23 protein-coding genes and 1 pseudogene are annotated in these 26311 nt (G+C 60.9%); 14 read left to right on the plus strand and 10 right to left on the minus strand.

Annotated features, from left to right (window positions below):
• Positions 1-46 precede the first annotated feature (46 nt).
• A complete protein-coding gene (locus KW848_RS27005; protein ID WP_218538612.1) occupies positions 47-1405 on the plus strand; it encodes an 8-oxoguanine deaminase in 1359 nt (452 codons plus the stop codon).
• Positions 1406-1531: 126 nt separating this feature from the next.
• On the opposite strand, the gene KW848_RS27010 is transcribed toward KW848_RS27005, so the two are convergent.
• The gene (locus KW848_RS27010; RefSeq protein ID WP_218538613.1) at positions 1532-2620 is read right to left on the minus strand and encodes a calcium:proton antiporter; all 1089 of its coding nucleotides are present in this window, start codon (positions 2618-2620) and stop codon (positions 1532-1534) included.
• Between the two features lie 297 nt (positions 2621-2917).
• On the opposite strand from KW848_RS27010, the gene KW848_RS27015 reads away from it, so the two are divergent.
• From KW848_RS27015 to KW848_RS27025, 3 genes are all read left to right on the plus strand, one after another.
• Positions 2918-4000: a BMP family ABC transporter substrate-binding protein gene (locus KW848_RS27015; protein WP_192410063.1), complete on the plus strand. Its 1083-nt coding sequence runs from the start codon at positions 2918-2920 to the stop codon at positions 3998-4000.
• Between the two features lie 159 nt (positions 4001-4159).
• A complete protein-coding gene (locus tag KW848_RS27020) occupies positions 4160-5125 on the plus strand; it encodes a 2-oxoglutarate and iron-dependent oxygenase domain-containing protein (protein WP_218538614.1) in 966 nt (321 codons plus the stop codon).
• Between the two features lie 82 nt (positions 5126-5207).
• The gene (locus tag KW848_RS27025) at positions 5208-6161 is read left to right on the plus strand and encodes an adenosine deaminase (RefSeq protein WP_056746142.1); all 954 of its coding nucleotides are present in this window, start codon (positions 5208-5210) and stop codon (positions 6159-6161) included.
• Positions 6162-6274: 113 nt separating this feature from the next.
• On the opposite strand, the gene KW848_RS27030 is transcribed toward KW848_RS27025, so the two are convergent.
• From KW848_RS27030 to KW848_RS27040, 3 genes are all read right to left on the minus strand, one after another.
• On the minus strand, positions 6275-7651 hold the full coding sequence (locus tag KW848_RS27030) for an MFS transporter (RefSeq protein ID WP_218538615.1): 1377 nt from the start codon (positions 7649-7651) through the stop codon (positions 6275-6277).
• A 127-nt stretch (positions 7652-7778) separates the two neighbouring features.
• Positions 7779-8513 (minus strand): helix-turn-helix transcriptional regulator, encoded by a 735-nt coding sequence (locus KW848_RS27035; protein ID WP_111449147.1) that lies wholly within the window; start codon positions 8511-8513, stop codon positions 7779-7781.
• 315 nt (positions 8514-8828) lie between these two features.
• Positions 8829-9758, minus strand: a complete 930-nt coding sequence (locus KW848_RS27040) for a LysR family transcriptional regulator (protein ID WP_008156521.1) — start codon at positions 9756-9758, stop codon at positions 8829-8831.
• Positions 9759-9877: 119 nt separating this feature from the next.
• On the opposite strand from KW848_RS27040, the gene KW848_RS27045 reads away from it, so the two are divergent.
• The 3 genes from KW848_RS27045 to KW848_RS27055 all read left to right on the plus strand — a co-directional run bounded on the left by KW848_RS27045 (position 9878) and on the right by KW848_RS27055 (position 11539).
• Complete coding sequence (locus KW848_RS27045; protein ID WP_008156523.1) at positions 9878-10171, plus strand: putative quinol monooxygenase; 294 nt, start codon at positions 9878-9880, stop codon at positions 10169-10171.
• Between the two features lie 34 nt (positions 10172-10205).
• Entirely contained in the window at positions 10206-11219 is a 1014-nt protein-coding gene (locus KW848_RS27050; RefSeq protein WP_218538616.1) for a zinc-binding alcohol dehydrogenase family protein, read from the plus strand.
• Between the two features lie 149 nt (positions 11220-11368).
• Entirely contained in the window at positions 11369-11539 is a 171-nt protein-coding gene (locus KW848_RS27055; protein WP_165353242.1) for a hypothetical protein, read from the plus strand.
• An 8-nt stretch (positions 11540-11547) separates the two neighbouring features.
• Here KW848_RS27055 and KW848_RS27060 read toward each other — a convergent pair whose 3' ends face one another.
• Both KW848_RS27060 and KW848_RS27065 read right to left on the minus strand, forming a co-directional pair.
• Positions 11548-12744: a multidrug effflux MFS transporter gene (locus KW848_RS27060; RefSeq protein ID WP_111449150.1), complete on the minus strand. Its 1197-nt coding sequence runs from the start codon at positions 12742-12744 to the stop codon at positions 11548-11550.
• A gap of 232 nt (positions 12745-12976) precedes the next feature.
• The gene (locus KW848_RS27065) at positions 12977-13174 is read right to left on the minus strand and encodes a heavy-metal-associated domain-containing protein (RefSeq protein WP_111449151.1); all 198 of its coding nucleotides are present in this window, start codon (positions 13172-13174) and stop codon (positions 12977-12979) included.
• Positions 13175-13321: 147 nt separating this feature from the next.
• On the opposite strand from KW848_RS27065, the gene KW848_RS27070 reads away from it, so the two are divergent.
• The 3 genes from KW848_RS27070 to cueR all read left to right on the plus strand — a co-directional run bounded on the left by KW848_RS27070 (position 13322) and on the right by cueR (position 16744).
• Positions 13322-13705 carry a hypothetical protein gene (locus tag KW848_RS27070; protein WP_076028759.1) on the plus strand — a complete coding sequence of 128 codons (384 nt, stop codon included), beginning with the start codon at positions 13322-13324 and terminating at the stop codon, positions 13703-13705.
• Between the two features lie 235 nt (positions 13706-13940).
• On the plus strand, positions 13941-16334 hold the full coding sequence (locus KW848_RS27075; protein ID WP_218538617.1) for a heavy metal translocating P-type ATPase: 2394 nt from the start codon (positions 13941-13943) through the stop codon (positions 16332-16334).
• Entirely contained in the window at positions 16331-16744 is a 414-nt protein-coding gene (gene cueR, locus KW848_RS27080) for a Cu(I)-responsive transcriptional regulator (protein ID WP_218538618.1), read from the plus strand. Before KW848_RS27075 ends, cueR begins: the two co-directional genes overlap by 4 nt.
• On the opposite strand, the gene KW848_RS27085 is transcribed toward cueR, so the two are convergent.
• Together KW848_RS27085 and KW848_RS27090 are read right to left on the minus strand one after the other, a co-directional pair.
• Positions 16698-17912: an MFS transporter gene (locus tag KW848_RS27085; protein ID WP_218538619.1), complete on the minus strand. Its 1215-nt coding sequence runs from the start codon at positions 17910-17912 to the stop codon at positions 16698-16700. The genes cueR and KW848_RS27085 overlap by 47 nt on opposite strands.
• Before the next feature lie 230 nt (positions 17913-18142).
• Entirely contained in the window at positions 18143-19036 is an 894-nt protein-coding gene (locus tag KW848_RS27090; protein ID WP_008156543.1) for a PA4780 family RIO1-like protein kinase, read from the minus strand.
• 615 nt (positions 19037-19651) lie between these two features.
• On the opposite strand from KW848_RS27090, the pseudogene KW848_RS32540 reads away from it, so the two are divergent.
• Both KW848_RS32540 and KW848_RS32545 read left to right on the plus strand, forming a co-directional pair.
• Positions 19652-20584: pseudogene (locus KW848_RS32540) on the plus strand (cache domain-containing protein); the annotation flags it as partial.
• 129 nt (positions 20585-20713) lie between these two features.
• Positions 20714-21442: a methyl-accepting chemotaxis protein gene (locus KW848_RS32545; protein ID WP_371917828.1), complete on the plus strand. Its 729-nt coding sequence runs from the start codon at positions 20714-20716 to the stop codon at positions 21440-21442.
• A 126-nt stretch (positions 21443-21568) separates the two neighbouring features.
• Here KW848_RS32545 and KW848_RS27100 read toward each other — a convergent pair whose 3' ends face one another.
• Entirely contained in the window at positions 21569-22360 is a 792-nt protein-coding gene (locus tag KW848_RS27100; RefSeq protein WP_218538621.1) for a helix-turn-helix transcriptional regulator, read from the minus strand.
• Between the two features lie 84 nt (positions 22361-22444).
• Here KW848_RS27100 and KW848_RS27105 point away from each other — a divergent pair, with 84 nt between their 5' ends.
• Positions 22445-23473, plus strand: a complete 1029-nt coding sequence (locus KW848_RS27105) for a bile acid:sodium symporter family protein (protein WP_256365297.1) — start codon at positions 22445-22447, stop codon at positions 23471-23473.
• On the opposite strand, the gene KW848_RS27110 is transcribed toward KW848_RS27105, so the two are convergent.
• Positions 23460-24737, minus strand: coding sequence for an acetyl-CoA C-acetyltransferase (locus KW848_RS27110; RefSeq protein WP_218538623.1), 1278 nt, complete (start codon positions 24735-24737; stop codon positions 23460-23462). The two genes, KW848_RS27105 and KW848_RS27110, sit on opposite strands and share 14 nt — an antisense overlap.
• A 220-nt stretch (positions 24738-24957) precedes the next feature.
• Between KW848_RS27110 and KW848_RS27115 the strand changes: the two genes are divergently transcribed.
• Complete coding sequence (locus tag KW848_RS27115) at positions 24958-26310, plus strand: 3-oxoacyl-ACP reductase (RefSeq protein ID WP_111449158.1); 1353 nt, start codon at positions 24958-24960, stop codon at positions 26308-26310.
• The last annotated feature ends 1 nt before the right edge of the window (position 26311 follow it).

Raw genomic sequence — 26311 nt, forward strand, 5'->3', positions numbered from 1 at the left:
ACTGAGCTGGCTAACCTGAACCCCACTTTCAGAGGAGCCGGCCAACATGCCTGCGACCCGTACCTGGTTAAAAAATCCCCTTGCGATCTTCACTGCCAATGGCCTCGATGCCCGTGGCGGCCTGGTGCTGCAAGACGGTTTGATCGTCGAAGTGCTCGCCGCCGGCCAGCAACCTTCCGCGCCCTGTGGACAAGTCTTCGATGCCCGCGAGCATGTGATCCTCCCGGGACTGATCAACACCCATCACCACTTCTATCAAACCCTGACCCGCGCCTGGGCGCCGGTGGTCAATCAGCCGTTGTTCCCGTGGCTGAAAACCCTCTACCCGGTCTGGGCCCGCCTCACCCCTGAAAAACTCGCCCTCGCCAGCAAAGTCGCGTTGGCCGAATTGCTGCTGTCCGGCTGCACCACCGCCGCCGATCACCATTACCTGTTTCCGCAAGGCCTGGAAAATGCGATCGACGTGCAGGTCGAGAGCGTCCGCGAACTGGGCATGCGCGCCATGCTGACGCGCGGTTCCATGAGCCTTGGCGAAAAGGACGGCGGCCTGCCGCCGCAGCAAACCGTGCAGGAAGGCGAAGTGATCCTCGCCGACAGCCAACGCTTGATCGGCGAGTACCACGAGCGTGGCGAAGGCGCGCAAATCCAGATCGCCCTCGCCCCCTGCTCACCGTTCTCGGTGACCCCGCAAATCATGTCCGCCAGCGCCGAACTGGCGAACAAACTCGACGTGCGCCTGCACACCCATCTGGCCGAAACCCTCGACGAAGAAGACTTCTGCCTGCAACGCTTCGGCCTGCGCACTGTGGATTACCTCGACAGCGTCGGCTGGCTCGGCCCGCGCACCTGGCTGGCTCACGGCATCCACTTCAACCCGGACGAAATCGCTCGTCTCGGCGCCGCCGGCACCGGCATTTGCCATTGCCCGAGTTCGAACATGCGTCTGGCTTCCGGCATCTGCCCGACGCTGGACCTGACCGCTGCGGGTGCATTGCTGGGCTTGGGCGTGGATGGTTCGGCGTCCAACGATGCGTCGAACATGATGCTGGAAACCCGTCAGGCGCTGTACATTCAGCGGCTGCGTTATGGCGCCGAGAAGATCACGCCGGAATTGGTTTTGGGTTGGGCGACCAAGGGTTCGGCGAGTGTGCTCGGGCGTACTGATATCGGCGAACTGGCGGTGGGCAAGCAGGCGGACCTGGCGCTGTTCAAGCTCGATGAGCTGCGGTTTTCCGGTAGTCATGATCCGGTGTCAGCATTGCTGCTATGCGGCGCTGATCGGGCGGATCGGGTGATGGTTGGTGGCAAATGGCGGGTGATTGATGGGCAGGTTGAAGGGCTGGACCTGAAAGGGTTGATTGCCGATCACAGCCAGGCGGCTCGGCAGTTGATTGCAGGTACCTGATACAACACACATCAAAAACTGTGGGAGCGGGCTTGCTCGCGAATGCGGACTGACATTCAACATATTTGTTGGCTGACACACCGCTTTCGCGAGCAAGCCCGCTCCCACATTGGTTTTGTTTAGGGCTCAAAGGCCCAACAGCGACAACATGATGAAGGTCGCAAACAGCACAAAGTGAGTCATGCCTTCGATGGCGTTGGTTTCGCCATCGTTGAGGTTGATCGCGCTAACGATCAGGGTGAGGAAGACCATCACGGTCTGCACCGGGGTCATCGCCATCTGGAACGGCTGGCCGGTGTAGAGCGCCATCGCTTCCATCACCGGCACAGTCAGGATGACCGTCGACAGTGACGCGCCCATGGCGATGTTGACCACAGACTGCATGCGGTTGGCCAGTGCCGCCCGCAACGCGGTCAGAATTTCCGGCGCCGCCGAGATTGCCGCCACCAGGATCGCCGTGATCACCGGCGGTGCGCCCGTCCCTTCGAGGCCCAGATCGAGGGTCTTGGACATCACCTCGGCCAAGGCGCCGATCACCACCACGCCAAACACCAACGTGCCAATACTCAGCACCAGATTGACCGGTTCAGGGTCTTCCTCCGGGGCTTTCTTGCGACGTTTTTCCGGGTAGCTGTAGCTGAAGAAATAACTGTGCGGCCCGACCTGCATGCGCAGGAACAGGGTGTAGAGCACGACCATCGCACCAATGGTGAACGCCGAATAGAGTTTCCAGCTGCCCTCGGGGATGAACTCCGGCACCACCATGGAAACGCCCATGGCGGTGAGAATCATCACGCTGTAACTGCGGGCCGAATCGTCGTTGTAGGACTGTTCGCCGTGCTTGAGCCCACCCATCAACGCAGCGAGGCCGAGGATGCCGTTGATGTCGAGCATCACCGCCGAATAAATCGTGTCGCGTACCAGAGTCGGCGAGGCTTCGTTGCTCATCATGATCGCCAGGATCACCACTTCCACCAGCACGGCGGCCAGGGTCAGGATCATCGTGCCGTAAGGGTCGCCGACTTTTTCTGCGAGCAGTTCGGCGTGATGGGCGACGCGCATGGAGGCAACGACGATGAAGGCGATCAGTACGAGGCCGGCGGTCAACGCGATGGGTTGGCCGCTGTGCAGCATCCAGTGCTCCAGCGGGTAGGCGACGGCGGCGGCGATCACGGCCAGCAGCAGAAACTTTTCTTGCTTGAGGAGTGTGAGCATTGCGGGCCTTTTTGCCGTGTGAAGCGAAACCAGGATGATGAGCTACTGACTGCGGGGCGGCGCTAACGTTTCGTTACACCTTAGCGCACCAGTGGATGGCAACAGGTTCGGGGGGATGCACTTTTATTGGTCTTGCGGGCCTCTTCGCGAGCAAGCCCGCTCCCACATTGGAATGCGTTCTCCTGTGGGAGCGGGCTTGCTCGCGAAGGCTTCACCACGGTTTCGACGATTTTGTTGTCCTGTTGGTCAGCAATTTGCATTACCCCCTCCAACCTCAAAACAATAGGGAGTGGATTCATGCACAAACGTCCGTTGAAGAAGCTGCTTTGCGCCGTCGCCGCGGCCATCGGTCTGAGCGCAAGCCTGACTGCCAGTGCCGCCGACCCGCTGAAAGTCGGCTTCGTCTACATCGGTCCGATTGGCGATCACGGCTGGACGTATCAGCATGAACAAGGGCGCAAGGCGCTGGCCGAAAAATTCGGCAACCAGATCACCACCAACTATGTGGAAAACGTCGCTGAAGGCGCCGACGCCGAGCGGGTGATCCGCAACATGGCCAAGGACAAGTACGACCTGATCTTCACCACGTCCTTCGGCTACATGAACCCGACCCTGAAAGTCGCCAAACAATTTCCCATGGTGACCTTCGAACACGCCACCGGCTACAAGCAGGACAAGAACCTCGGCACCTATCTGGCGCGCACGTATGAAGGTCGCTACGTCGGCGGTTTCCTTGCGGCGAAGATGACCAAGACCAAGAAGATCGGTTACGTCGCGTCCTTCCCGATCCCGGAAGTGATCCGCGACATCAACGCCATTCAACTGGCCCTGAACAAATACAACCCGGGCACCGAGATCAAAGTGGTGTGGGTCAACTCCTGGTTCGATCCGGGCAAAGAGGCGGATGCCGCCAATGCGTTGATCGATCAGGGCGTGGACGTGGTGTTCCAGCACACCGACAGCCCGGCGCCGATCCAGGCGGCTGAACGTCGCGGCGTGTATGCCGTGGGCTACGCTTCGGACATGGCGCACTTCGGGCCGAAAGCGGTGCTGACGTCCATCGTCAACGACTGGGGCCCGCACTACATTCAGGCGACCCAAAGCGTACTCGACCACCTGTGGAAATCGCAGGATTACTGGGGTGGTTTGCAGGAAGGTACGGTTGAGTTGCCGATCAGCGATCTGGTGCCCGCACCGGTGAAAGCCGAGGCAGAGCAGATCATTGCCGACATCAAAAGCGGTGCTTTCCACCCGTTCACCGGACCGATCAAGGATCAGGCAGGCGTCGAGAAGATTGCGGCGGGCGCGACGGCGAGCAATGCGGAGCTGGCATCGATGAACTACTACGTTGAAGGCATGAAGGCTGACATTCCGAAGTAGTCCCAGAGCCAAACACAAAACCCTTGTGGGAGCGGCGGTGCGACGATTCGACTTGCTCGCGAAGGCGGTGTGTCAGCCAACATCCATGTTGAATGTTCTGCCGTCTTCGCGAGCAAGCCCGCTCCCACATTGGATTTCCAGCGTTCTATAGGACTGCGCATGAACCAGCTCCCGATCATCGACATCAGCCCGCTCTACAGCGAAGACGCAAGTGACTGGCAATCAATCGCCACGCAAATCGACCACGCCTGCCGCGAGTGGGGCTTTTTCTACATCAAGGGCCACCCGATCAGTCGGTCGCGCATTAACGCCGTACTCGACAGTGCCCAACGTTTCTTCGCCCTGCCCGCCGCCGAAAAACTCAAGATCGACATCACCCAAACCCGTCACCACCGCGGTTATGGCGCCATCGCCACTGAACAACTCGACCCGAGCAAACCCAGCGACCTGAAAGAAACCTTCGACATGGGCCTGCACCTGCCGGCCGATCACCCTGACGTGCTGGCGGAAAAACCGCTGCGCGGCCCCAACCGTCATCCGTCGATGCCCGGCTGGGAATTGCTGATGGAGCAGCACTACGTCGACATGCAGGCCTTGGCCCTAACCCTGTTACGGGCCATAACCGTGGCGCTGGGCATCGAGCGCGACTTTTTCGACAGCCGCTTCGTTGAGCCGGTCAGCGTGCTGCGGATGATTCATTACCCACCGCGCCACACCGCCAGTTCCGAAGAGCAACAAGGCGCCGGCGCCCACACCGATTACGGCTGTATCACCCTGCTGTATCAGGATGCCGCCGGCGGCCTGCAAGTGCGAAACGTTAAAGGCGAGTGGATCGATGCACCGCCGATCGACGGCACGTTCGTGGTCAACCTCGGCGACATGATGGCGCGCTGGAGCAACGACCGTTACCTGTCAACGCCGCACCGGGTGATCAGCCCGCTGGGCGTGGACCGTTATTCGATGCCGTTCTTCGCCGAGCCGCACCCCGACACGGTCATCGAATGCCTGCCCGGCTGTCAGGATGAACGGCATTCGGCAAAGTATCCGGCCACCACCTGCGCCGAATTCTTGCTCTCGCGCTTCGCCGATACCTACGCCTATCGACGGGAACAGGAAGCGCTGTGATGAACCGGCTGGTCAGGTTTTGCTAATTGTTTCCTCGGGCATCTGTAGAATGCTCGCCATCTGCACCTGATGAGAAAAGACTATGTACGACTGGCTGAACGCCCTGCCCAAGGCAGAACTGCACCTGCACCTTGAGGGTTCGCTGGAGCCTGAGTTGCTGTTCGCCCTGGCCGAACGCAACAAGATCGCCCTGCCGTGGAGCGACGTCGAAACCCTGCGCAAGGCCTACGCCTTCAACAACCTGCAAGAGTTTCTCGACCTGTATTACCAGGGCGCCGACGTGTTGCGCACCTCTCAGGATTTCTACGACCTGACCTGGGCTTACCTGTTGCGCTGCAAGGCGCAGAACGTGATTCACACCGAACCGTTCTTCGATCCGCAGACCCACACCGACCGTGGCGTGCCGTTCGAAGTGGTGCTCAATGGCATCGCCGCCGCATTGAAGGATGGCGAGCAGCAACTGGGCATCACCAGCGGTTTGATCCTGAGCTTCCTGCGCCACTTGAGCGAAGAAGAAGCCGAGAAAACCCTAGACCAGGCGCTGCCGTTCCGTGATGCGTTTGTGGCGGTTGGTCTGGACAGTTCGGAAATGGGTCACCCGCCAAGCAAGTTCCAGCGCGTGTTTGATCGTGCCCGTCACGAAGGTTTCCTGACCGTCGCCCACGCCGGTGAAGAAGGCCCGCCCGAGTACATCTGGGAAGCCCTCGATTTGCTGAAAGTCCAGCGCATCGACCATGGCGTGCGCGCCATCGAAGACGAGCGTTTGATGCAGCGAATCATCGACGAGCAAATCCCGTTGACCGTGTGCCCGTTGTCGAACACCAAGCTCTGCGTGTTCGATCACATGTCTCAGCACAACATTCTCGACATGCTGGAACGTGGCGTGAAAGTGACCGTGAACTCGGATGACCCGGCGTACTTCGGCGGTTATGTCACCGAGAACTTCCATGCGCTGTATACCCATTTGGGCATGACCCAGGATCAGGCCAAGCGTCTGGCGCAGAACAGCCTGGATGCACGGTTGGTGAAACCCTAGTAACTGATCGTTCCCACGCTCCGCGTGGGAATGCCTCACCGGACGCTCTGCGTCAGCTCTTGGGACGCGGAGCGTCCCGGGCTGCATTCCCACGCGGAGCGTGGGAACGATCATTAAGCAACCGCCTCGCTTAACTCTTCCAGCGTCTTGCCCCGGGTCTCCATCCCGAACACCCATACCACCCCTGCCGCAATCGCAAAACACATCGCCCCCAGCGCAAACACCCCGCCCTGCCCGGTCATCGGGAACACCAGCCCGGTCACCATTGGCCCGAGCAACGAACCCACGCGACCAATCGCCGACGCAAACCCCGAGCCCGTGGCCCGCGCCGATGTCGGGTACAACTCTGGCGTGTAGGTGTAAAGCACCGCCCACATGCCGAACAGGAAAAACTGCATCAGCAGCCCCGACGCAATCAACAGGCTGACGTTGCCGCCAAACACCGCGCTCTGACCATACAGAAACGCCATCACCCCGCCGCCGAGCAACGTCACCACGCACACCGGTTTACGCCCCCAACGCTCCACCAGCCAGGCGGCCATCAGGAAACCGGGAATCCCGCCGAGGGAAATCAGCACCGTGTAATACACCGACTGAGTCACGGCAAAACCCGACTGCTGCAGCAAGGCACTGAGCCAGGACGTCAGGCCATAGAACCCCAGCAAGGCGAAGAACCAGACGCTCCAGATCATCATCGTGCGCTGGCGGTACAGCGGCGACCAGATTTGCTGCAATGCGGAAAAGAAATTGCCAGGCGTACTGGCCACTCTCGGCAGGCGGATCGGCTCAGGCAGCTCCGAACGCCCCAGAGATGTCCGGACCCGAGCTTCGATGCGCAGCAAGACCTTATCCGCCGCGTCATGATGCCCGGCCTGTTCCAGCCAGCGCGGTGATTCGGGAATGAAAAAGCGAATCGCCAGGACAAACACCGCCGGCACCGCCAACACCAGGAAGATGTCCCGCCAGCCAATCACCGGCAGCAAGAAGTACGACAGTACGCCGGCGGCGACGAAACCCAGCGGCCAGAAACCGTCCATCAACGCAATGTAGCGCCCCCGCCGTTTGGCCGGGATCAGCTCCGAGAGCATCGACTGAGCGATGGGAAACTCCATGCCCATGCCGATCCCCAACAGGATTCGAAACAACGTCAGCGTTTCGACGTTCTGCGCCGTGGAGCACAGATAACTGGCGATCCCCCACAGCACGATGCTCCACTGAAACACCGGTTTGCGCCCGAAACGGTCGGCCAGCATCCCGGACAGTGACGCCCCCACGACCATGCCGAAAAAGCTCGAACTGGCCAGCAACCCGGCCTGCGCCGTGCTCAGGCCAAACTCGGTTTTGATCGAGCCGAGCAGGAAGGTCATCATCGCCAGGTCCATGGAGTCGAAGAAAAACGCCAGGGCAATGATGATGAAAATGATCCGGTGATAACCGCTGATGGGCAGCCGTTCCAGTCGTTCTGCCGCGCTGAAGCCTCGTGTTTCCATGCCACATTCCCCCAATCCGAAAGTCCCCGGACGAGTGTGCGCGATAGCTGCTGGGGGTTACTGCTGGATACGACCTGTTCGCAGCTCTGAGCGACGCCCGACGCTTCGGACGTCGACCTCGATGCGTCTACAACGCCATTTCCAGCTCGGTCTCTTTGGCGAACCGATGGATTTCACGCTGCCCCGCGGCGGTGATCTGCAAGGCTCGAGATTCGTTGGGCAGGCTCAGCCAACCTGACTGCATGAACAATTGCAGCAACGCCGCACCCAGTGATCCGCCCATGTGCGGGCGTCTTTCGCTCCAGTCCGGACAAGCGCAGGCAACTCGGCTATTGCGATGAGCCAGCGCCTGGATGAACACACCCCGTGTCGCCAGCTGCGTGGCGCCCTTGTGGGTGATCATGACCCGCTGATCGAACTGTTCGATCCAGCCTGAATCCAGCAGACGCTGGTAAAGATCGGCGGCAAGGGTGCCGCCCAAATGGTCGTCGCAAAGCCTGGCGCGCAAGAGTGACGAAGGCGCCGCCTGAGGTTTGGCGATAGGTGTCGTGCGCTTGAAAACGTCCGGGATTTCCCGAGGCGTGCTGGCCAGGGTGGCGCTGGCCAGTGCCTCTATCGCGGCCCCCACTTCGGGTGCGGCAAGGCGGAAGAACCGCTTGCGGCCGCGGATTTCGACTTTCAACAGACCTCCGCCGGACAATCGCCCCAGATGCGCACTGGCCGAAGACGGTGACAAGCCGGCCAACAAGGCCAGCTCCTCGGTTTGCCGCGCCGAGCCGTCCATCAAGGCCCACATCATTGCGCTGCGCTTTGGGTCAGCCAGCAACGTGGCGATCTGGCTGATGCAAGGTGCATGTTCCATGTATTCACTCCCTGTTGAATCGTTTCGTCTACTGCTCAGAGACATCTTGACCAGTAATGTGTCGTCGGCCAAGGCGTTGAAACCGCCATAAACCGGGCAAAGCCGGCCAATCGCACAGGCCATGCTTGCAGGTTTCGCAAAGCCACGGCGATTGACCTTGGGGCCTGGCTGACTCGGATGTGGACTCGCCATTGCGAGATCGACGGTGCGTACATGAGGCGAGCGCTAGTATATGCGGGTTAACCGCCGGTTCCTGCCCTTGGGAAACCGTTGGTGGTGATAGTTCCTGAGTGAAATTTCGCTATTTGCCTGCGACTAATGATCGGCGCCCGATAACGTCGGAAATTGGCTACTCAAGCGGGCGCATCGGCTGGCAAGCATTTCCCGCAAAAGGTTCACCGGCTTACTCAATTGTGCGCGATGGGCGCACAGCAAATTCAGCGGTGCGCGCTCACAGAGCAGTTCCGGCATGAGCACTTTCAACCGACCGGCCAGCACATCGGCCGCGACATCGAGCCAGGATTTGTAGGCGATCCCGGCACCTGCCACGGCCCACAGCCGCACGACATCGGCATCATCGCTGAAACGATCGCCGCTGACGGTCAGGCTGACCTCGCGTTTGCCGTCGTGGAAACTCCAATGATCGTGAACCCGGCTGCCGAGCATGAACAGCAGGCAGTTGTGCTGAGCCAGTTGCTCCAGTTGCCGCGGCTCGCCATGCCGGGCCAGGTAACTCGGGGCGGCACAAAGGACGCGGCGGTTCTGCGGGGCGATGGGCAGCGCCACCAGGCTTGAGTCTTCCGGCTCGCCGTACCGCAGGGCGATGTCCACCGGTTGGCGGAACAGGTCGGCGATGCGGTCGCCCAACAGCAAACGCACCGTAAGCTTCGGATGCTCTCGCTGAAACTCGTCCAGCCAGGGCAGCAGCAGATTGCGGCCAAAGTCCGAAGGCGCCGACAGCTGCAAAATCCCGCTGACCTGGTCCTGACCGCTGGCCAACAAACGACGGCCCTCATCGAGATTGCTCAAGGCGGCCCGAGCGTATTCGAGAAACCCCTCGCCTTCAGCGGTCAGGCGCAAGCTACGGGTAGAACGGGCGAGCAACCGGGCGCCGAGTTGCTGTTCGATGCGTTTCAACGCCGCACTGGCCACCGCGGCCGACATGTCCATCCCGCGCGCCGCCGCTGACAGACTGCCCAGGTCCGCCGCCCGGACAAACAACTGCAAGTCATCGAAACGCAGCATCGTTCAGCCTCGATTATCAAAAAAATATTGAAAGAGACTGCTCTTTTAGCGGGTTTTATCTTGCAGAGAAATAGCCAATCATCCGTCCCATCGAATTCATCCCGTTCCCGGAGCCGAACATGTCCCAGCCTTTTACCGCCATCGCCACTTTAATCGCCAAAGCCGGCCAGCAAGACGCCCTCGAACAGCACCTGCGAGCGCTGCTGGAACCGACCCGCGCCGAGGCCGGTTGCGGTCAATACGACTTGCACCAGGACCTCGCCAATCCTCATGCCTTCTACATGATCGAAAAATGGAGCAGTGACGAAGCCCTGCAAGCCCATGACGACAGCGCGCATATCCAGAACTTCCGCGCCAAGGCTGGCGACTTTCTCGAACACTTCGACCTCAAGCGCCTGCGCTCCATCGTCTGATTGCTTCCTTCCTTATTACTGTTCAGGAGCCCCTATGAAAGCCATTGCCTATTACGCCTCGTTGCCAATCAGCGACTCAAACGCTCTGCAAGACATCGAACTGCCAGAACCGGTTGCCGGCCCGCGCGACCTGTTGGTGGAAGTCAAAGCCATCTCGGTCAACCCGGTGGACACCAAGGTCCGCCAAAACGTCCAGCCTGAAGCGGGTACGCCGAAAGTGCTGGGCTGGGACGTGGCCGGTGTGGTCAAGGCCGTCGGCAGTGAAGTCACGCTGTTCAAGGCCGGCGACAAAGTGTTCTACGCCGGCTCCATCGCCCGCGCGGGCGGCAACAGCGAACTGCACGTGGTCGATGAGCGGATCGTCGGCCATATGCCGAAAACCCTTGGTTTCGCCGAAGCCGCCGCGCTGCCGCTGACCGCTATCACCGCGTGGGAATTGCTCTTCGAACGCCTGCAAGTGCGTGAAGGCAAAACTGATGAAGGCCAGAGCCTTTTGATCGTCGGTGCCGCTGGCGGTGTGGGGTCGATCCTCACGCAACTGGCCAGCCAGCTCACCGGGCTGAACGTCATCGGCACCGCTTCCCGCCCGCAAACCCAGAGCTGGGTTCGTGAGCTGGGTGCCGACCTGGTGATCGATCACAGCCAGCCGTTGAGCGAAGAACTCAAACGTGCGGGCGTCGATCAGGTGACCCACGTCGCCAGCCTGACCCAGACCGATCATCACCTGGATCAATTGGTCGAAGCACTGGCGCCGCAAGGCAAACTGGCCCTGATCGATGATCCGAAGGCGCTGGACGTGACCAAACTCAAACGCAAGAGCCTGTCGCTGCACTGGGAGTTCATGTACACCCGCTCGCTGTTCGAAACCGCGGACATGATCGAGCAGCACAAACTGCTCAACCGCGTGGCTGAGCTGATCGACGCCGGGACGCTGAAGACCACAGTCGGCGAGCACTTCGGGACCATTAACGCGGCGAACCTGCGTCGCGCCCATGAGCTGCTGGAAAGCGGCAAGTCCAAGGGCAAGATTGTGCTCGAAGGGTTCTGAAACAAACTGACACAGTTGTCGCCCCGATGGGCGACACCGTCAGTCCGAGAGTTGACCCTTGTCACAATTGCGATCGTATTGAGGTCTACAATCGAGACTCTGCGGCACAGTCTTTTACGTAACATCTTTTACGAGAGGAGAGATCAGCAATGAAGATCCTGATAAAAGAATTGGCAAAATCCCAGTGGCAAGTCCGTCTGGACCAACACGCCGTGACATTCCGCAGCGAAGCCGAAGCCCGCGCCTTCACCCGCACCCTTGAAGCGCGACTACAAGCACCTCATCAAATTATTGACCGCCAGCAGCGTGCCGCTGGCTGAGTCCATCCTCAGACCTGGGCTTGCGCCAGCGCCCGGGCATTTTGCAAGCGCCGGGTGAGCATCGCCACGCTCACCACGAGAATTCCGCACAGGCTGATGACCATGGCCATCGGCATGGCGCTGCCGTCGTGTAAAACCCCCACCAGTGCGGCTGCCCCGGCGGCGACGCTGAATTGCAGGCAACCGAGCATCGCCGATGCACTGCCGGCCCGCGCGCCCTGCCCGTTCATGGCGCAGGCCGAGGCGTTGGGGAGGATGCAACCGAGGCTGGCGATGCAGACAAACAGCGGAATCAGCAACGGCCATAGCTGCGCAGTGTGCAGCGAACTGACGGCCAGCAGCGCCAGACCGGCGCCAACGTAGATCCACACGGTGCGTGCCAGCAGAAACGCCGGGCCACGCTTGGCCAGCAATCGCGCGTTGAGTTGCGCGACCAGAATGAAACCCGCCGCGTTGGTACCGAACAGCCAACCGAAATGCTCGGCCGGCACGCCATACAGTTTGATGAAGACGAACGGTGAACCGGCGATGTAGGCAAACATCCCGGCGATGGCGATGCCGCCGGTCAGGGCGTGGCCGAGGAACACCCGGTCCGACAACAGTCGACCGTACTGACGCAACGCCCCGGACAACGGTTGACGCGGCACATGGGCCGGCAGACTTTCCGGCAGCCCCAGCGCCACCGCCAACCCTGCCAGCGCACTGAAACCGGTCAGCACGAGAAAGATCGACTGCCAGCCCGTGGTGTTGACCAACAGCCCGCCCAGCATCGGCGCAAGAATCGGCGCCAGGCCCATCACCAGCATCAGCTGCGAAAAGACCTTCGCCGACCCCACTGCATCGCATTTATCGCTGACAATCGCGCGGGAGATCACCATCCCCGCACAACCGCCCAATGCCTGAACGAAACGTGCGCCCATCAACCATTCGAGGTTCGGCGCATAGGCGCAGGCCAGGGAGGCGGCGGTGAATAAGCCGACGCCGGTCAGCAAGGGAATGCGACGCCCGAAGCGATCCGCCACCGGACCGTAAGCCAGTTGACCGATGGACAAGCCAAGGAAATACGCCGCCAGAGTCAGCTGAACGTGTTTTTCATCGGTGCCGAAGGCGAGCGCCATCGCCGGGAACGCCGGCAGATAGAAATCGATCGCCAGCGGACCGAAGGCGCTCAAGGCGCCAAGAATCAGAATGGTACGGAGGTTCATCAGGCATCCAGTTGGGCGTGAGTCGGCAGGCCGACAGTCTAGCCGCGCAGGGACGCCTTGAACATTCCGTTAGGTCGCTAACTATTAAAACCCCTCAGACAATTGATGCCTGTCAGTTAAAACACCGAACCTGTAGGAGCCGAGCTTGCTCGCGATAGCGATAGAACAGTCACAGAGATGTTGAATGCTCCACCGCTATCGCGAGCAAGCTCGGCTCTTACAAGGATGGGGCTCAGGCAACCTTTGCCTGGTAGCCCTCTTCAGTGATCACTGCGATCACCTGATCCGCCGACAAAGCGCTCTCGACGCCGACTTCTTTCGCGGCCAGATCGATCCGCACGCTGGCCGCAGGATCCTTGGCTTGCAGCGCCTGAGTGATGGCTTTGACGCAGTGACCGCAGGACATGCCTTGAACGTTGAACACTTGCATGGGATGACTCCTTGAGTGAGGTTGCATGCAGTCTCGAGCTTGCCATCATGGCAAGGTCAAGTTCTGAAGTGCGCTGCCGGGCTGGCAATCAGCGCCGCGCTCGGCCAAGCTGCGTCCATCAATGACTCGACATCAGGAGATTCAGCCATGCGCTGGTCAGCTCTCAGCCTGTTTGGCTTTCTCAGCCTATTTGCCGCGACACCTTCGGTTCAAGCCGCCGGGGAGGACTATGGCGTACTGATCATTTCCCGCGAGCGCCTGGAAGTCGCGACCTCCTGCGAGATCGGCGTGTACATCCAGGATCAGTTGTCGGCGCGTTTGTTCCAGGAACAAAGCACCTCGTTCAACCTGCCGCCGGGCAATGTGTCCTTGCGCCTGAAGCTGCTGCCGGGCCAGGCGTCGGGTTGCAACCCGGGCATGCTCGCCCCGGGTTCGCAGAACATCACGCTCAAGGCCGGTGACGTGTTGAAGTTCCGGATTGCGATGACGCAGGAAGGGATGTACTTGAAACCCACTGCCCTGGACTATTGACGTTCACATTTGTGTTGGCTGTTATGGCCTCTTCGCGAGCAAGCCCGCTCCCACATACGACCGTATTCTTTTAGGAGAACGCGGTTAAATGTGGGAGCGGGCTTGCTCGCGAAGGGCGCGACTCGCTCCCCCTGCCCGACCTGAACCCAGCCTGTGGCAATTTGTAGATTGGCGCTTGACCTTACCCGCATGGCAAGGTTGATCCTGTAGGTATCTTCTACAGGGAGCGTGACCGATGTCCGAATCCACCACTTTCAATCTGCCGATTGCCGGCATGACCTGCGCCAGTTGCGCCGGGCGTGTCGAGCGTGCCTTGAGCAAAGTCATCGGCGCCTCTGCCGTCAGCGTCAACCTGGCCACCGAACAGGCCCGTGTTCAAGCGCCCAGCGACAGCCTGCCGGCCTTGATGGACGCGGTGCAGCAGGCGGGTTACAGCGTGCCGCAGCACAGTCTGGAATTGAGCATCGACGGCATGACCTGCGCTTCCTGCGTCGGCCGGGTCGAACGAGCGCTGGCCAAGGTGCCGGGGGTCAAAAGCGTCAGCGTCAACCTGGCCAATGAACGCGCCCACCTTGAGCTGCTCGGCCAGATCGATCCGCAAACCTTGATCGCTGCCGTAACCAAGGCTGGCTACAGCGCCAGTGTCTGGGAAGTCGAACACCCGCAAACCGATGATCAACAACAACGCCTGCATCGCGAGCGTTGGGCCTTGATCATGGCGATCGTCCTCGCCACGCCGTTGGTGCTACCGATGTTGCTGCAACCATTCGGCGTGCACTGGATGCTACCGGCCTGGGTGCAATTCGCGCTGGCCACACCAGTGCAATTCATCTTCGGTGCACGCTTTTACGTCGCAGCCTGGAAAGCCGTACGCGCCGGTGCCGGCAACATGGATTTGCTGGTCGCGTTGGGCACCAGCGCCGGTTATGGCTTGAGCCTTTATGAATGGGCCAGCGCCGCCGGGCGCATGCCGCACCTGTATTTCGAAGCCTCGGCGGTGGTGATTGCCTTGGTGCTGCTGGGCAAATACCTGGAAAGCCGCGCCAAGCGCCAGACCGCCAGTGCCATTCGCGCACTCGAAGCCTTGCGCCCGGAGCGAGCGATTCAGGTGATCGATGGCCGCGAGCAGGATGTCGCGATCAGCGCCTTGCGCCTCAATGATCTGGTGATGGTCAAGCCCGGCGAACGCTTCCCGGTGGACGGTGAAGTGGTCGAAGGCCAGAGCCACGCCGACGAAGCGCTGATCAGCGGCGAAAGCCTGCCGGTGCCCAAACAACCCGGCGACAAGGTCACCGGCGGCGCGATCAATGGTGAAGGCCGGTTGCTCGTTCGCACCCTGGCCTTGGGCGCGGAAACCGTGCTCGCCCGCATCATCCGTCTGGTGGAAGACGCTCAAGCGGCGAAGGCTCCGATTCAGAAACTGGTGGATAAAGTCAGCCAGGTGTTCGTGCCAACGGTCCTGCTGATTGCATTGGCAACCTTGATCGGTTGGTGGTTGTACGGCGCGCCGATGGAAACGGCGCTGATCAATGCCGTGGCGGTATTGGTGATCGCTTGCCCATGCGCCCTGGGGTTGGCCACACCAACGGCAATCATGGCCGGGACCGGGGTGGCGGCGCGCCACGGGATTCTGATCAAGGACGCCGAAGCATTGGAACGTGCCCATGAAGTCAGTGCGGTGGTCTTCGACAAAACTGGCACGCTGACGTCGGGTACTCCGCGAATCGCTCATTTGAGCGCAATCAACCATGACGAAGCGGCCCTGCTGCAAATGGCTGGCGCCCTGCAACGCGGCAGCGAACACCCACTGGCCAAGGCAGTTCTGGACGCTTGCGCCGAACGCGGCTTGACCGTGGCCGATGTCACCGACAGCCAATCCCTGACCGGCCGTGGCATCGCGGGCACTCTGGACGGTCGTCGATTGGCGCTGGGCAATCGTCGTCTCCTGGAAGAGAGCGGCTTGAGCGCCGGTGAATGGGCGGACTCTGCTGCCGCGTGGGAAACCGAAGGCCGGACCCTGTCCTGGCTGATCGAGCAAAGTCCCGAACTTCGGGTGCTGGGCCTCTTCGCTTTCGGCGACACCCTCAAACCCGGCGCGCTGCAAGCCGTGCAACAACTCAACGCACGCAACATCAGCAGCCACCTGCTGACCGGCGACAATCGCGGCAGTGCCAAAGTGGTTGCCCAGGCGCTGGGCATCACGGATGTTCACGCTGAAGTACTGCCGGCGGACAAAGCCGCCACCGTCGCCGACCTGAAAAAAACCGGTGTGGTAGCGATGGTCGGCGACGGCATCAACGACGCTCCCGCCCTGGCCGCCGCCGACATCGGCATCGCCATGGGCGGCGGCACCGACGTTGCGATGCACGCGGCCGGGATCACCCTGATGCGCGGCGACCCAAGGCTGGTGCCGGCGGCGCTGGAGATCAGCCGCAAGACTTACGCGAAGATTCGTCAGAACCTGTTCTGGGCCTTCGTCTACAACCTGATCGGCATTCCGCTGGCAGCGTTCGGCTTCCTCAACCCGGTGCTGGCCGGTGCGGCCATGGCGTTGTCGAGCGTCAGTGTGGTGAGCAATGCGCTACTGTTGAAAACCTGGAAACCCAAGGATCTGGAGGACAACCGATGAACATCGGCCAAGCGGCCCGCCAAAGCGGCCTGAGCGCGAAGATGATCCGTTATTACGAATCCATCGGCTTGCTCAAGGCCGCCCATCGTACCGACAGCGGCTATCGGGTGTACGGCGACGACGACCTGCATACCCTGGCGTTCATCAAGCGCTCCCGGGACCTGGGGTTCTCACTGGAAGAGGTCGGCAAACTGCTGACCCTCTGGCAGGACCGCCAAAGAGCCAGCGCCGACGTGAAGGCCCTGGCCCGTCAGCACATCGACGAGCTGAACCAGAAAATCCGCGAACTCGGCCAATTGCGCGACACCCTGCAGGACCTGGTCGAACACTGCCACGGCGATCACCGTCCTGACTGCCCGATCCTCAAGAACCTGGAGTCGGGCTGTTGCGCACCACCCGCTCACCCCTGATCGCCAGCCCCTTCACCACTAACAAGGTGGTGAGGGGAATGCCGTGGAACAACAGCACCACGGCACCCGGCGTCCACCACGAATAAAACGGCGCGGCGATCAGCATGCCGACGCCGAACCCGGTCATTTGCAACAGCGTCAGGAAACTGAAAATCGGCAGGCGCAGGCTGTCCGGTTCACGTTGCAGGCGCGACATCAGGCCGACTTCCGAGAAACCGTCGCCCAACCCCGCCGGCAGCGAAAACAACAGCAGTCCGTAAAGGGTCTGCTGCTGAAACATCAGGATGAAGCCGCAGGACATCAGCAACACACCAAAGAAGAATCGCCGCTCCAGGTTCACGTTATCCGAGCCTTTCAGCCGGCTGGCGATGCGTGCACCGATGAGTTTTCCACTGGCCCAGACCGCCAGCATCAGGCCCAGCGTGGTGCTGGCCGACTCGGGCGTCAGCAGTTTGGAAATAATCGGAAAACCCACGTTGTGCGCGGCACTGCCAAGGGTGTCAGCCATCGCCACGGCGAGCATCGCCGCCACCACCGGTGTGCTGCGCAGCCCCTGGAGCAGGGCCGCCCACTCACCCCGTTCGTGAATCGGTTCGTCACCGGGCGCAGGGTGTGAAAAACGCAGCGGCAAGATGAACAGCGCGGCCAACAGATAAGTGACCACGTTCAATGCAAACACTGTTTCAAAGCCGAATGCTGCCACCAACAGCCCTGACACCAGACTTCCGCCGACCATGGCGGCCGACGACGCCGAGGTGATCCAGGCGTTGGTCTTGAGCAAATGCTCAGCCTCGACCAAGTGCGGCAACTGACTGTTGAGGCCGATCGCGAACATCGAGTTGCCGAATCCCAGACCGAAAGCGATCACCGGTAACAGCAGCATCTGCTGGGCGACCGGCAGCACCAGCAGCAGGCCCAGCAGCCCGGCACGCAAAAGGTCGAAGGCAATCAGCGGCAGGCGCCCGGCCCAGCGGCGATAAAACGTTGTACCGATGAGACTGGCGAAGATCCCACCGGTCACACGGCTGGCGAGGAAGATGCCGACGCTCATGGCGCTGCTGCTGAGCAGGTAGACGTAGGTGGCCAGCGCGACCATGTTGAGGAAAGCGCCGAAGTCAGAGACCAGACGGGCGGTGATGATCAGTTGGGCGTTACGGGTGGAGTTCACATTCAGTCCTTGAGTGTGGGGAGCAGCAGGGAGAACACAAAACTCTGTTACACCAAGAATCCAATGTGGGAGCGGGCTTGCTCGCGAATGCGGTGTGTCTCCAACATCAATGTCGACTGATCTACCGCATTCGCGAGCAAGCCCGCTCCCACATTGGTTCTTCAGCGTTTGGGGATGAGTGGCAGGCATCTACAAAAAACCCGGCCGAAGCCGGGTTTTTCGTTAGCCGATCACTGCATCCAGGGCGGAGGCGGTTCTTCGGCTTTGCTCGGTGGTGCATCGTCAGCAGCGCGGATCGCTTGCTTGCGCTCTTCATCAAGGCGTGCCGCCTCGATCTCGCGCATGATCCCGCCCACATCGGCCAACTCTTCCGGCTCATCGAACTCGCCGGTCAAGATGCTGGCCGGGTGCAAGGTGCCGGCTTCGAACAGGGCCCACATTTCCTTGGCGTACTTGGTCTTTTTCAACTCCGGCGCAAACCGCCCGAAGTAGGACGCCATGTTGCCCACATCCCGCTCCAGCATGCTGAACGCGTGGTTGTTGCCAGCCGCGTCGACCGCTTGCGGCAGGTCGATGATCACCGGGCCGGTCGGGGTCAACAGTACGTTGAACTCCGACAGGTCTCCGTGCACCAGACCGGTACACAACATCAGCACGATCTGCGAAATCAGGAACGCGTGATACTCGCGTGCCTGATCCGGTTCCAGCACCACGTCGTTCAGACGCGGCGCGGCATCACCGTACTCGTCGGCCACCAGTTCCATCAGCAGCACGCCTTCAAGGAAGTCGTACGGCTGAGGAACCCGGACGCCAGCACCGGCCAGACGGAACAACGCCGCCACTTCGGCATTCTGCCAGGCATCTTCGGTTTCTTTCTTGCCGAACTTGGAGCCCTTGGCCATCGCTCGAGCCTGACGGCTGTTGCGTACCTTGCGGCCTTCCTGATACTCGGCCGCCTGACGGAAACTGCGTTTATTCGCCTCCTTGTAGACCTTCGCGCAACGTAACTCGTTGCCGCAGCGCACCACATAAACAGCTGCTTCTTTACCACTCATGAGTGGGCGCAGCACCTCGTCGACCAGACCGTCCTCGATCAGGGGTTCAATGCGTTTTGGAGTCTTCATCAGCTTTTATTGGGGGTCCTTTATTACCAAACACGCGAAAGTCATTCGTTATACGGCAATCCACTCATTCGGGGGAGGGGTTGCCGACCTATGAACCTTCCAGTAACCGTCAACAAGCACACAATGTGCCGGATTAATCGGTCAACAACCGCCGGTCGTCATCGGCCGCCACAGATCATAGCTGACCCTGCGTCACTTGTTGCTGAAGGGCTAAGCGGGTATTTGCGACAGAAGCTGACATCTCGATTCATACCCTTCGTAGGATTTTTCTTCACAGGCCTCAATTTCTGCCTCGGCCAGCCGAAGTCATCAGAGACAAAGTGATTTGTCCGACAATCGTTTCGACGACAACAACGATGGCGCACTCACGGAACCGGGTCGATCAAGAACGTTTACGGCTGCCAATAATCCGCGAGTCATCTGCACTGCGTGGGCCTACAAGAAAAATCTGGAGCGCGGATGAACATCAAACAGAAGTTGACCTGGGCGTTTGCAATCATCGCCTGCTTGCCGGTGGTGCTGGTCGCTACCCTGGTTGTGCTGAACTTGCGCAGTGATGCCAAGAACAGTTTCGTTGACGGCAGTGGCCGCGAGATTCGTCAGGTCAGCAACGCCATGCAACTGTTCTTTGACGGCATCAGCCAGAACGTGGATTACCTGGCGACCCAACCGCTGATCAAGAACTCCGACGACAGCCTCAAGACGTACATGAGCGCCAACGCCGAGAGCATTCCTCAAGGTGAGATGGACAAAAAGGTCTTCGGCCTCCTTCAGGACCTGGGAAACAGTCACCCGTCGTACGCCTACGCCATTCTCGGCACTGCGGCGGGCGGTTATGTGTCCTGGCCGGACGATGCGAAGCTGAGCAATTACGACCCGCGCCAACGCCCCTGGTACAAGGCGGCCCAGGCCAAACCGGGCAAACCGTTGCGCACTGAGGCCTATTACTGGGCCCAGGACGATGCGACGTACGTCAGTACCGTGCGCACCATCGACAACAAGTTGGGTACCAATGGCGGCGTGGTCAGCATCGACGTGACGCTCAAGCAGCTCACCGAAATCGTCAAGCAGATCAAGCTCGGTGAAACCGGCTACCTGATGCTGCTGGAAAACACCGGCACCGTGCTGGTCGATCCGAAGCAACCGGAACACAACTTTAAAGCGCTGAGCAGCCTCGGCGAGGGCTACGCGCAACTGGCCAAGGCCGGCAAAGGGCTGGTGGAAGTCGAGCTGAACGGCGAACGCTACATGGCCAACGTCTGGCCGTCGGAGCAGCTGGGCTGGACCTTTATCGGCCTGATCAAGCAGACCGACGTGATGAGTTCGGCCACCCAACTGACCTGGTTGATCGCGATCATCGCCGCCGTGCTGGCCGTGTTCTTCGCCATCGTCGGCGCCAGTTTCGCCAGCCTCATCGTGCGGCCGATCCGCAGCGTGGCCAGCGGTCTGGAAGGCATCGCCCAAGGTGAAGGCGACCTGACCAAGAACCTGCAAATCCGTGGCAGCGACGAAACCGCGCAACTGGCCAACTGGTTCAACCAGTTTTTGGCGGCGATTCGCAACCTGATCCAGAGCATTGGCGGCGCTGCGACCAAGATCCTCGCCACCTCCAAGAGTTCGACCCAGGTCTCCAGCGACATGGCCGAAGCGGCCGGGCGTCAGCGTGAAGCGGTGGACATGGTGTCTACGGCGTTCCACGAAATGGTCGCCACCGCCAACGAAGTCGCGCGTTCTTGCAGCCAGGCGGCGGAATCGGCCGACAGCGGCCAGCGTCAGGCGCGTGAAGGTCAGCAGCAAATTGATGCGGCCGTGACCAGCGTTGATCGCTTGAGCCAGGAAATCGAACAGTCGGCCCAGTCGATGCAACAGCTTGAGCGCGACAGCAACGACATTCAGTCAATCCTGGGGACCATTCGCTCGATTGCCGAACAGACCAACCTGCTGGCGCTGAACGCGGCCATTGAAGCGGCGCGGGCCGGTGAACAGGGTCGTGGGTTTGCGGTGGTGGCCGATGAAGTTCGGGCGCTGGCCAAACGCACGGCGGATTCCACGGCGGAAATCGACGGTTTGCTGGGCAACCTTGCCAAACGTACCAGTCAGGTGACTCAGCAAATGCATGCGAGCCTGGAAGTGTCCCAGCAATCGGTGACGCGGATCGGTGAAGCACGCAGCAGTTTCGGGCTGATTCGTGAGTCGGTCGACGTGATCCGCGACATGAACACCCAGATCGCTACTGCGGCGGAAGAACAGCATCAGGTGGCTGAAGACATCAATCGGCACATCAGCCAGATTCATGGTGATGCGCAGTTGGTGGCGGAACTGGCGAACTCGGCGCGGCTGGATTCGCAGAGTCTGGCCGGGTTGTCGAATGAGCTGGATGGGTTGGTTCGGCGCTTCAGAACCTGATTCAGAACTCCGGTGGCCGCTGCGCGGCCAATCGCGGGCAAGCCTTGCTCCTACAAGTTCGCGTCAGTACCGAAATTGGGCACGACATAACACCTGTAGGAGCAAGGCTTGCCCGCGATGGGGCCGTTACTGCTTGAACAGTTCACCGGGGGTAAACCCGAACAGGCCTTTGAACGCCGCAATAAACGCCGACGTCGAGTCATACCCGCAAGACAGCGCGGCATTCGTCACGCTGCCCCCCTCCTCCAGCAAACTCAATGACGACAGCAACCGCATCCGCTGGCGCCACCCTCGAAAGCTCAACCCGGTTTCCCGCTGGAACAACCGCATCAAGGTCTTCTCCGACGTCCCCAACCGCTCGGCCCACGCCTGCAACGTCACATTGCGCTCAGGGCTTTCGATCAGCTCGTTGCACAGCCCCAGCAACCGCTCATGGCGCGGTAAGGGTAGCGAGAAGCCGACCTCCGGCAGATGCGCCAACTGATCCAGCAGCACACTCACCAGCCGCGATTCCTGGCTGTCGCCCTGTGGATACTCCACTGGCAGCAAACAAAAACTCTTGATCAGCTCTCGGGCCAACGGCGTCACTTCCAGCACCCGGCAACGCCCGTCCGCCCATTCACACTCCTCGCGGCGCACATAGAGGCTGCGCATCTCCGCGCGCATCGACGTCACCACCTGGTGTTCGAGATCCGCCGGAATCCAGATGCCCCACTGCGGCGGCGCAAAGAAACTGCCTTCGGCGGTGTGCACGCCGAGAACGCCGCTGATCGCGTAGGAAAACTGCACCCAATCGTGCCGATGCGGCGGCGTCCATGAACCGGCGTTGAGACTTTCCGCACGGGCATACAGCGGACGCGGCAGCGCCGTCAGCGTCGGAATCGTCCGCTCGAGGGAAAGTTGTCCGTTAGTCGGCATTGATTGGCCTTATGTCGCAAGACGGCTGATAGAGCCGACGTTAGGCTAAGTCACCAATTCTTACAAATGTATTCGGTGCCTGTTATGCATGCCTTCAAACACCTCAAACGCGTGGTCACCGACTGGTTCTTGTGCGGCATGTTGATCGCCACACTGCTGGCGTATTTCTTCCCGACCTTTGGTGCCACCGGCGGCGGAATGCACGCTGAATACGTGATCAACATCGGCGTGTTCCTGGTGTTCTTCCTGCACGGAGTCAACCTGTCCAGCGAGCAGATCACTCACGGTCTGAAAAACTGGAAGCTGCACGTGATGGTTCAGGGTTTCACCTTCGCGGTGTTTCCGCTGATCTGGCTGCTCAGCGACACGCTGTTGGGTTCGCACATTCCGTCGCTGCTGATGCTGGGTTTCCTGTACCTCTGTGCCCTGCCCTCGACCATCTCCTCGTCCGTGGCCCTGACCGGCAGCGCGGGCGGCAACGTACCGGCGGCGATTCTCAACGCGAGCCTGTCCAGCGTGCTGGGGATTTTCCTGACGCCGTTGCTGGTGAGTTTTGTGGTCGGCAGCGGCGCGGGCGGCATCGATCTGGGCTCAACCCTGCTCGACCTTTGCGCCATGTTGCTGTTGCCACTGGTGCTTGGCCAATTGGTTCGGCCATTGCTGGGCACGTTCTTCGCCCGCCACAAGCGCTACACCAATATCGCCGACAAACTGGTGATTCTGTTGCTGGTCTACGCGGCGTTCTGCAATTCGATGGTCTCGGGGATGTGGCAAAAGCAGGGCAACAGCGTAATCCTCACGGCGCTGATCGGCAGTGCGATCCTGCTGGCGATTATCCTGTGGATGACCACCCGCACCGCTCGCGCATTGAAATTCAGCCCGGCCGATGAAATCGCCGCGGTCTTTTGCGCCAGCAAGAAATCCCTGGCCGCCGGTGCGCCGATGGCAGCGCTGATCTTCGGCGCCAACCCGGGGCTTGGGCTGATCCTGCTGCCGATCATGATCTACCACCCGTTGCAGCTGATCGTCTGCTCAGTGATGGCCGAGGGTTACGCCAACCGCAATCGGCAGTTGGCCCAACAGCAAAGCGCCCCAGCCCTCAGCGCTCGATAATCGCTGTCACACCCTGGCCACCGGCGGCGCAGATCGAGATCAACCCTCGGCCCTTGCCCGCCGCATCCAGCAATTTCGCCAGGCTCGCGACGATGCGTGCGCCAGTCGCGGCAAACGGATGCCCCACCGCCAATGAACTGCCTTTGACGTTGAGGCGGCTGCGGTCGATCGAGCCCAGTGGCGCATCGAGACCGAGGCGGGTTTTGCAATACTCCGGATCCTCCCAGGCCTTCAGCGTGCAGAGCACCTGCGCGGCGAAGGCTTCGTGGATTTCGTAGTAATCGAAGTCCTGCAAGGTCAGGCCGTTGCGCGCCAGCAAACGCGGCACCGCGTACACCGGCGCCATCAACAATCCTTCCGCACCGTTGACGAAATCCACCGCCGCCGTCTCGCCGTCACGCCAATAGGCGAGGATCGGCAAGCCGCGCTCCTTGGCCCATTCTTCACTGCCCAGCAGCACCACCGACGCACCATCGGTGAGTGGCGTGGAATTGCCCGCGGTCAGGGTACCTTTGGCGCTTTTCTCGAAGGCCGGTTTCAGTGAGGCCAGTTTTTCCAGGGTCAGGTCCGGGCGCAGGTTGTTGTCCCTTGTCAGGCCGAGGAACGGGGTCATCAAATCGTTGTGCCAGCCTTCGGCGTAGGACGCAGCCAGTTTCTGATGACTTTCCTGGGTCAGCCGATCCTGTTCGTCACGCGGGATGTTCCAGGTCTGGGCCATCAGTTCACAGTGTTCGCCCATCGACCGGCCGGTGCGCGGCTCGCCGATACTTGGAAAGTAGGGCACCAAATGGCGGGGACGCAGTTGCAGGAAGGTTTTCAGTTTGTCGGCGGTGCTTCGGGCCCGGTTGGCCTGCAGGAGGATCTTGCGCAGGCCTTCGTTAACACCGATCGGCACGTCCGAGGCGGTGTCGACGCCACCGGCGATGCCACATTCGATCTGACCCAAGGCGATTTTGTTCGCCACCAACAATGTTGCCTCCAGCCCCGTGCCGCAGGCTTGCTGGATGTCGAAGGCCGGCGTCATCGGCGACAACCGCGAGCCCAACACGCATTCGCGGATCAGGCCGGAATCGCGCAAATACTTGACCAGCGCACCCGCTGCCACTTCGCCCATGCGCACACCGTGAAGGTTATAGCGCTCGATCAGGCCTTCCAGCGCTGCGGTGAACATCGCCTGGTTACTGGCAGTGGCGTACGGCCCGTTGGACCGGGCAAAGGGGATACGGTTACCACCAATAATTGCAACGCGGCGCAGTTGAGTCATGAAAAGCTCCTGATATATCCAAATTGAGAACCAACCCCCCTGTAGGCGCTGAGCTCGCTCGCGATGGCGGTGGGTCAGCTACATTGATGTCAACTGACACACTGCCATCGCTAGCAAGCTCAGCTCCTACAATAGCCAAGCGTAGGCCTTATCTCGTGGATCGAACGACTGATTGCCATTCATGGTCCACACTTTGAACCCCAGCTGCTGGAGCGCGTCCATGTCTGACCGTTATATCGACTTCGCCAATTCGTCCATCGGCCATCGTGTGGTCGGTGCCCTGGGTCTGCCGTCGCCGGTTCGGCTGGAGCGCTGGCAAGCCGGCCGGCTGCGGCCTGTCGAGGGGGCGCTGTTGATAGGCGGTGGCCCGTTGACGGAGAAAATCAGCACCTTTGCCAACCGCCTCACCGACGCGATTTACAGCTACGGCACCGAGCCTTCGCTGGCCACCGCGTGGATTCCCGGCCACGGCCCCAAACTCAAAGCCGTGGTGTTCGACGCCAGCGACCTGGTGCAGACCGATCAACTCAAACAGTTGCGCGAATTTTTCCAGCCACTGATAAAAAACCTCGATCACAGCGCGCACCTGGTGATTCTGGGGCGCGCGCCGGAGACTTTGAGCGATCCGTTCGCCGCCAGTGCCCAGCGCGCGCTGGAAGGCTTCAGCCGTTCGCTGGCCAAGGAGCTGCGCAGCGGCGGCACCTTGCAGCTGATTTATGTCGGCGCAGGTGCAGAGGATCAACTGGAAGGCCCACTGAGGTTTTTTCTCTCGCCCAAAAGTGCGTTCGTTTCCGGGCAAGTGATTCGCTTGAATGCCTGCGACGCGCAGGTGACGGACTGGACTCGCCCATTGGCCGGCCGCAAGGCGTTGGTCACTGGCGCGGCACGCGGCATCGGCGCCTCCATCGCCGAAACCCTGGCCCGCGACGGGGCGGACGTGATCCTGCTCGACGTAGCACCGGCCAAGACTGACCTCGAAGCCCTCGCCGCACGCCTCGGCGGGCGCAGCATCACCCTGGACATTTGCGCCGACGATGCCGCCGCGCAGTTGGTCGAGCATCTGCCCGACGGCATCGACATCGTGGTCCACAACGCCGGCATCACCCGGGATAAAACCCTGGCCAACATGACCCCGGAATTCTGGGACGCGGTGCTGGCGGTCAACCTCAATGCGCCGCAAGTGCTGACCAAGGCATTGCTCGACAGCGGCACCCTGCACGACAACGGCCGGGTGATCCTGCTGGCGTCCATCAGCGGCATCGCCGGCAATCGCGGGCAAACCAATTACGCCGCGAGCAAGGCCGGGCTGATCGGTCTGGCCCAGGCCTGGGCGCCGACGCTCAATGAACGCGGCATCAGCATCAATGCGGTAGCACCCGGTTTCATCGAAACCCAGATGACCGCGCATCTTCCGTTCGGCGTGCGTGAGGCCGGGCGGCGCATGAGTTCGCTGGGCCAGGGCGGCCTGCCGCAAGACGTCGCCGAAGCGGTGGCGTGGCTGGCTCAACCGGGCACCGGCGCGTTCACCGGGCAAGCGCTGCGAGTGTGCGGACAAAGTGTTTTGGGGGCTTAGG

This window comes from Pseudomonas sp. PDM25 (assembly GCF_019219045.1).
Lineage (GTDB): Bacteria > Pseudomonadota > Gammaproteobacteria > Pseudomonadales > Pseudomonadaceae > Aquipseudomonas.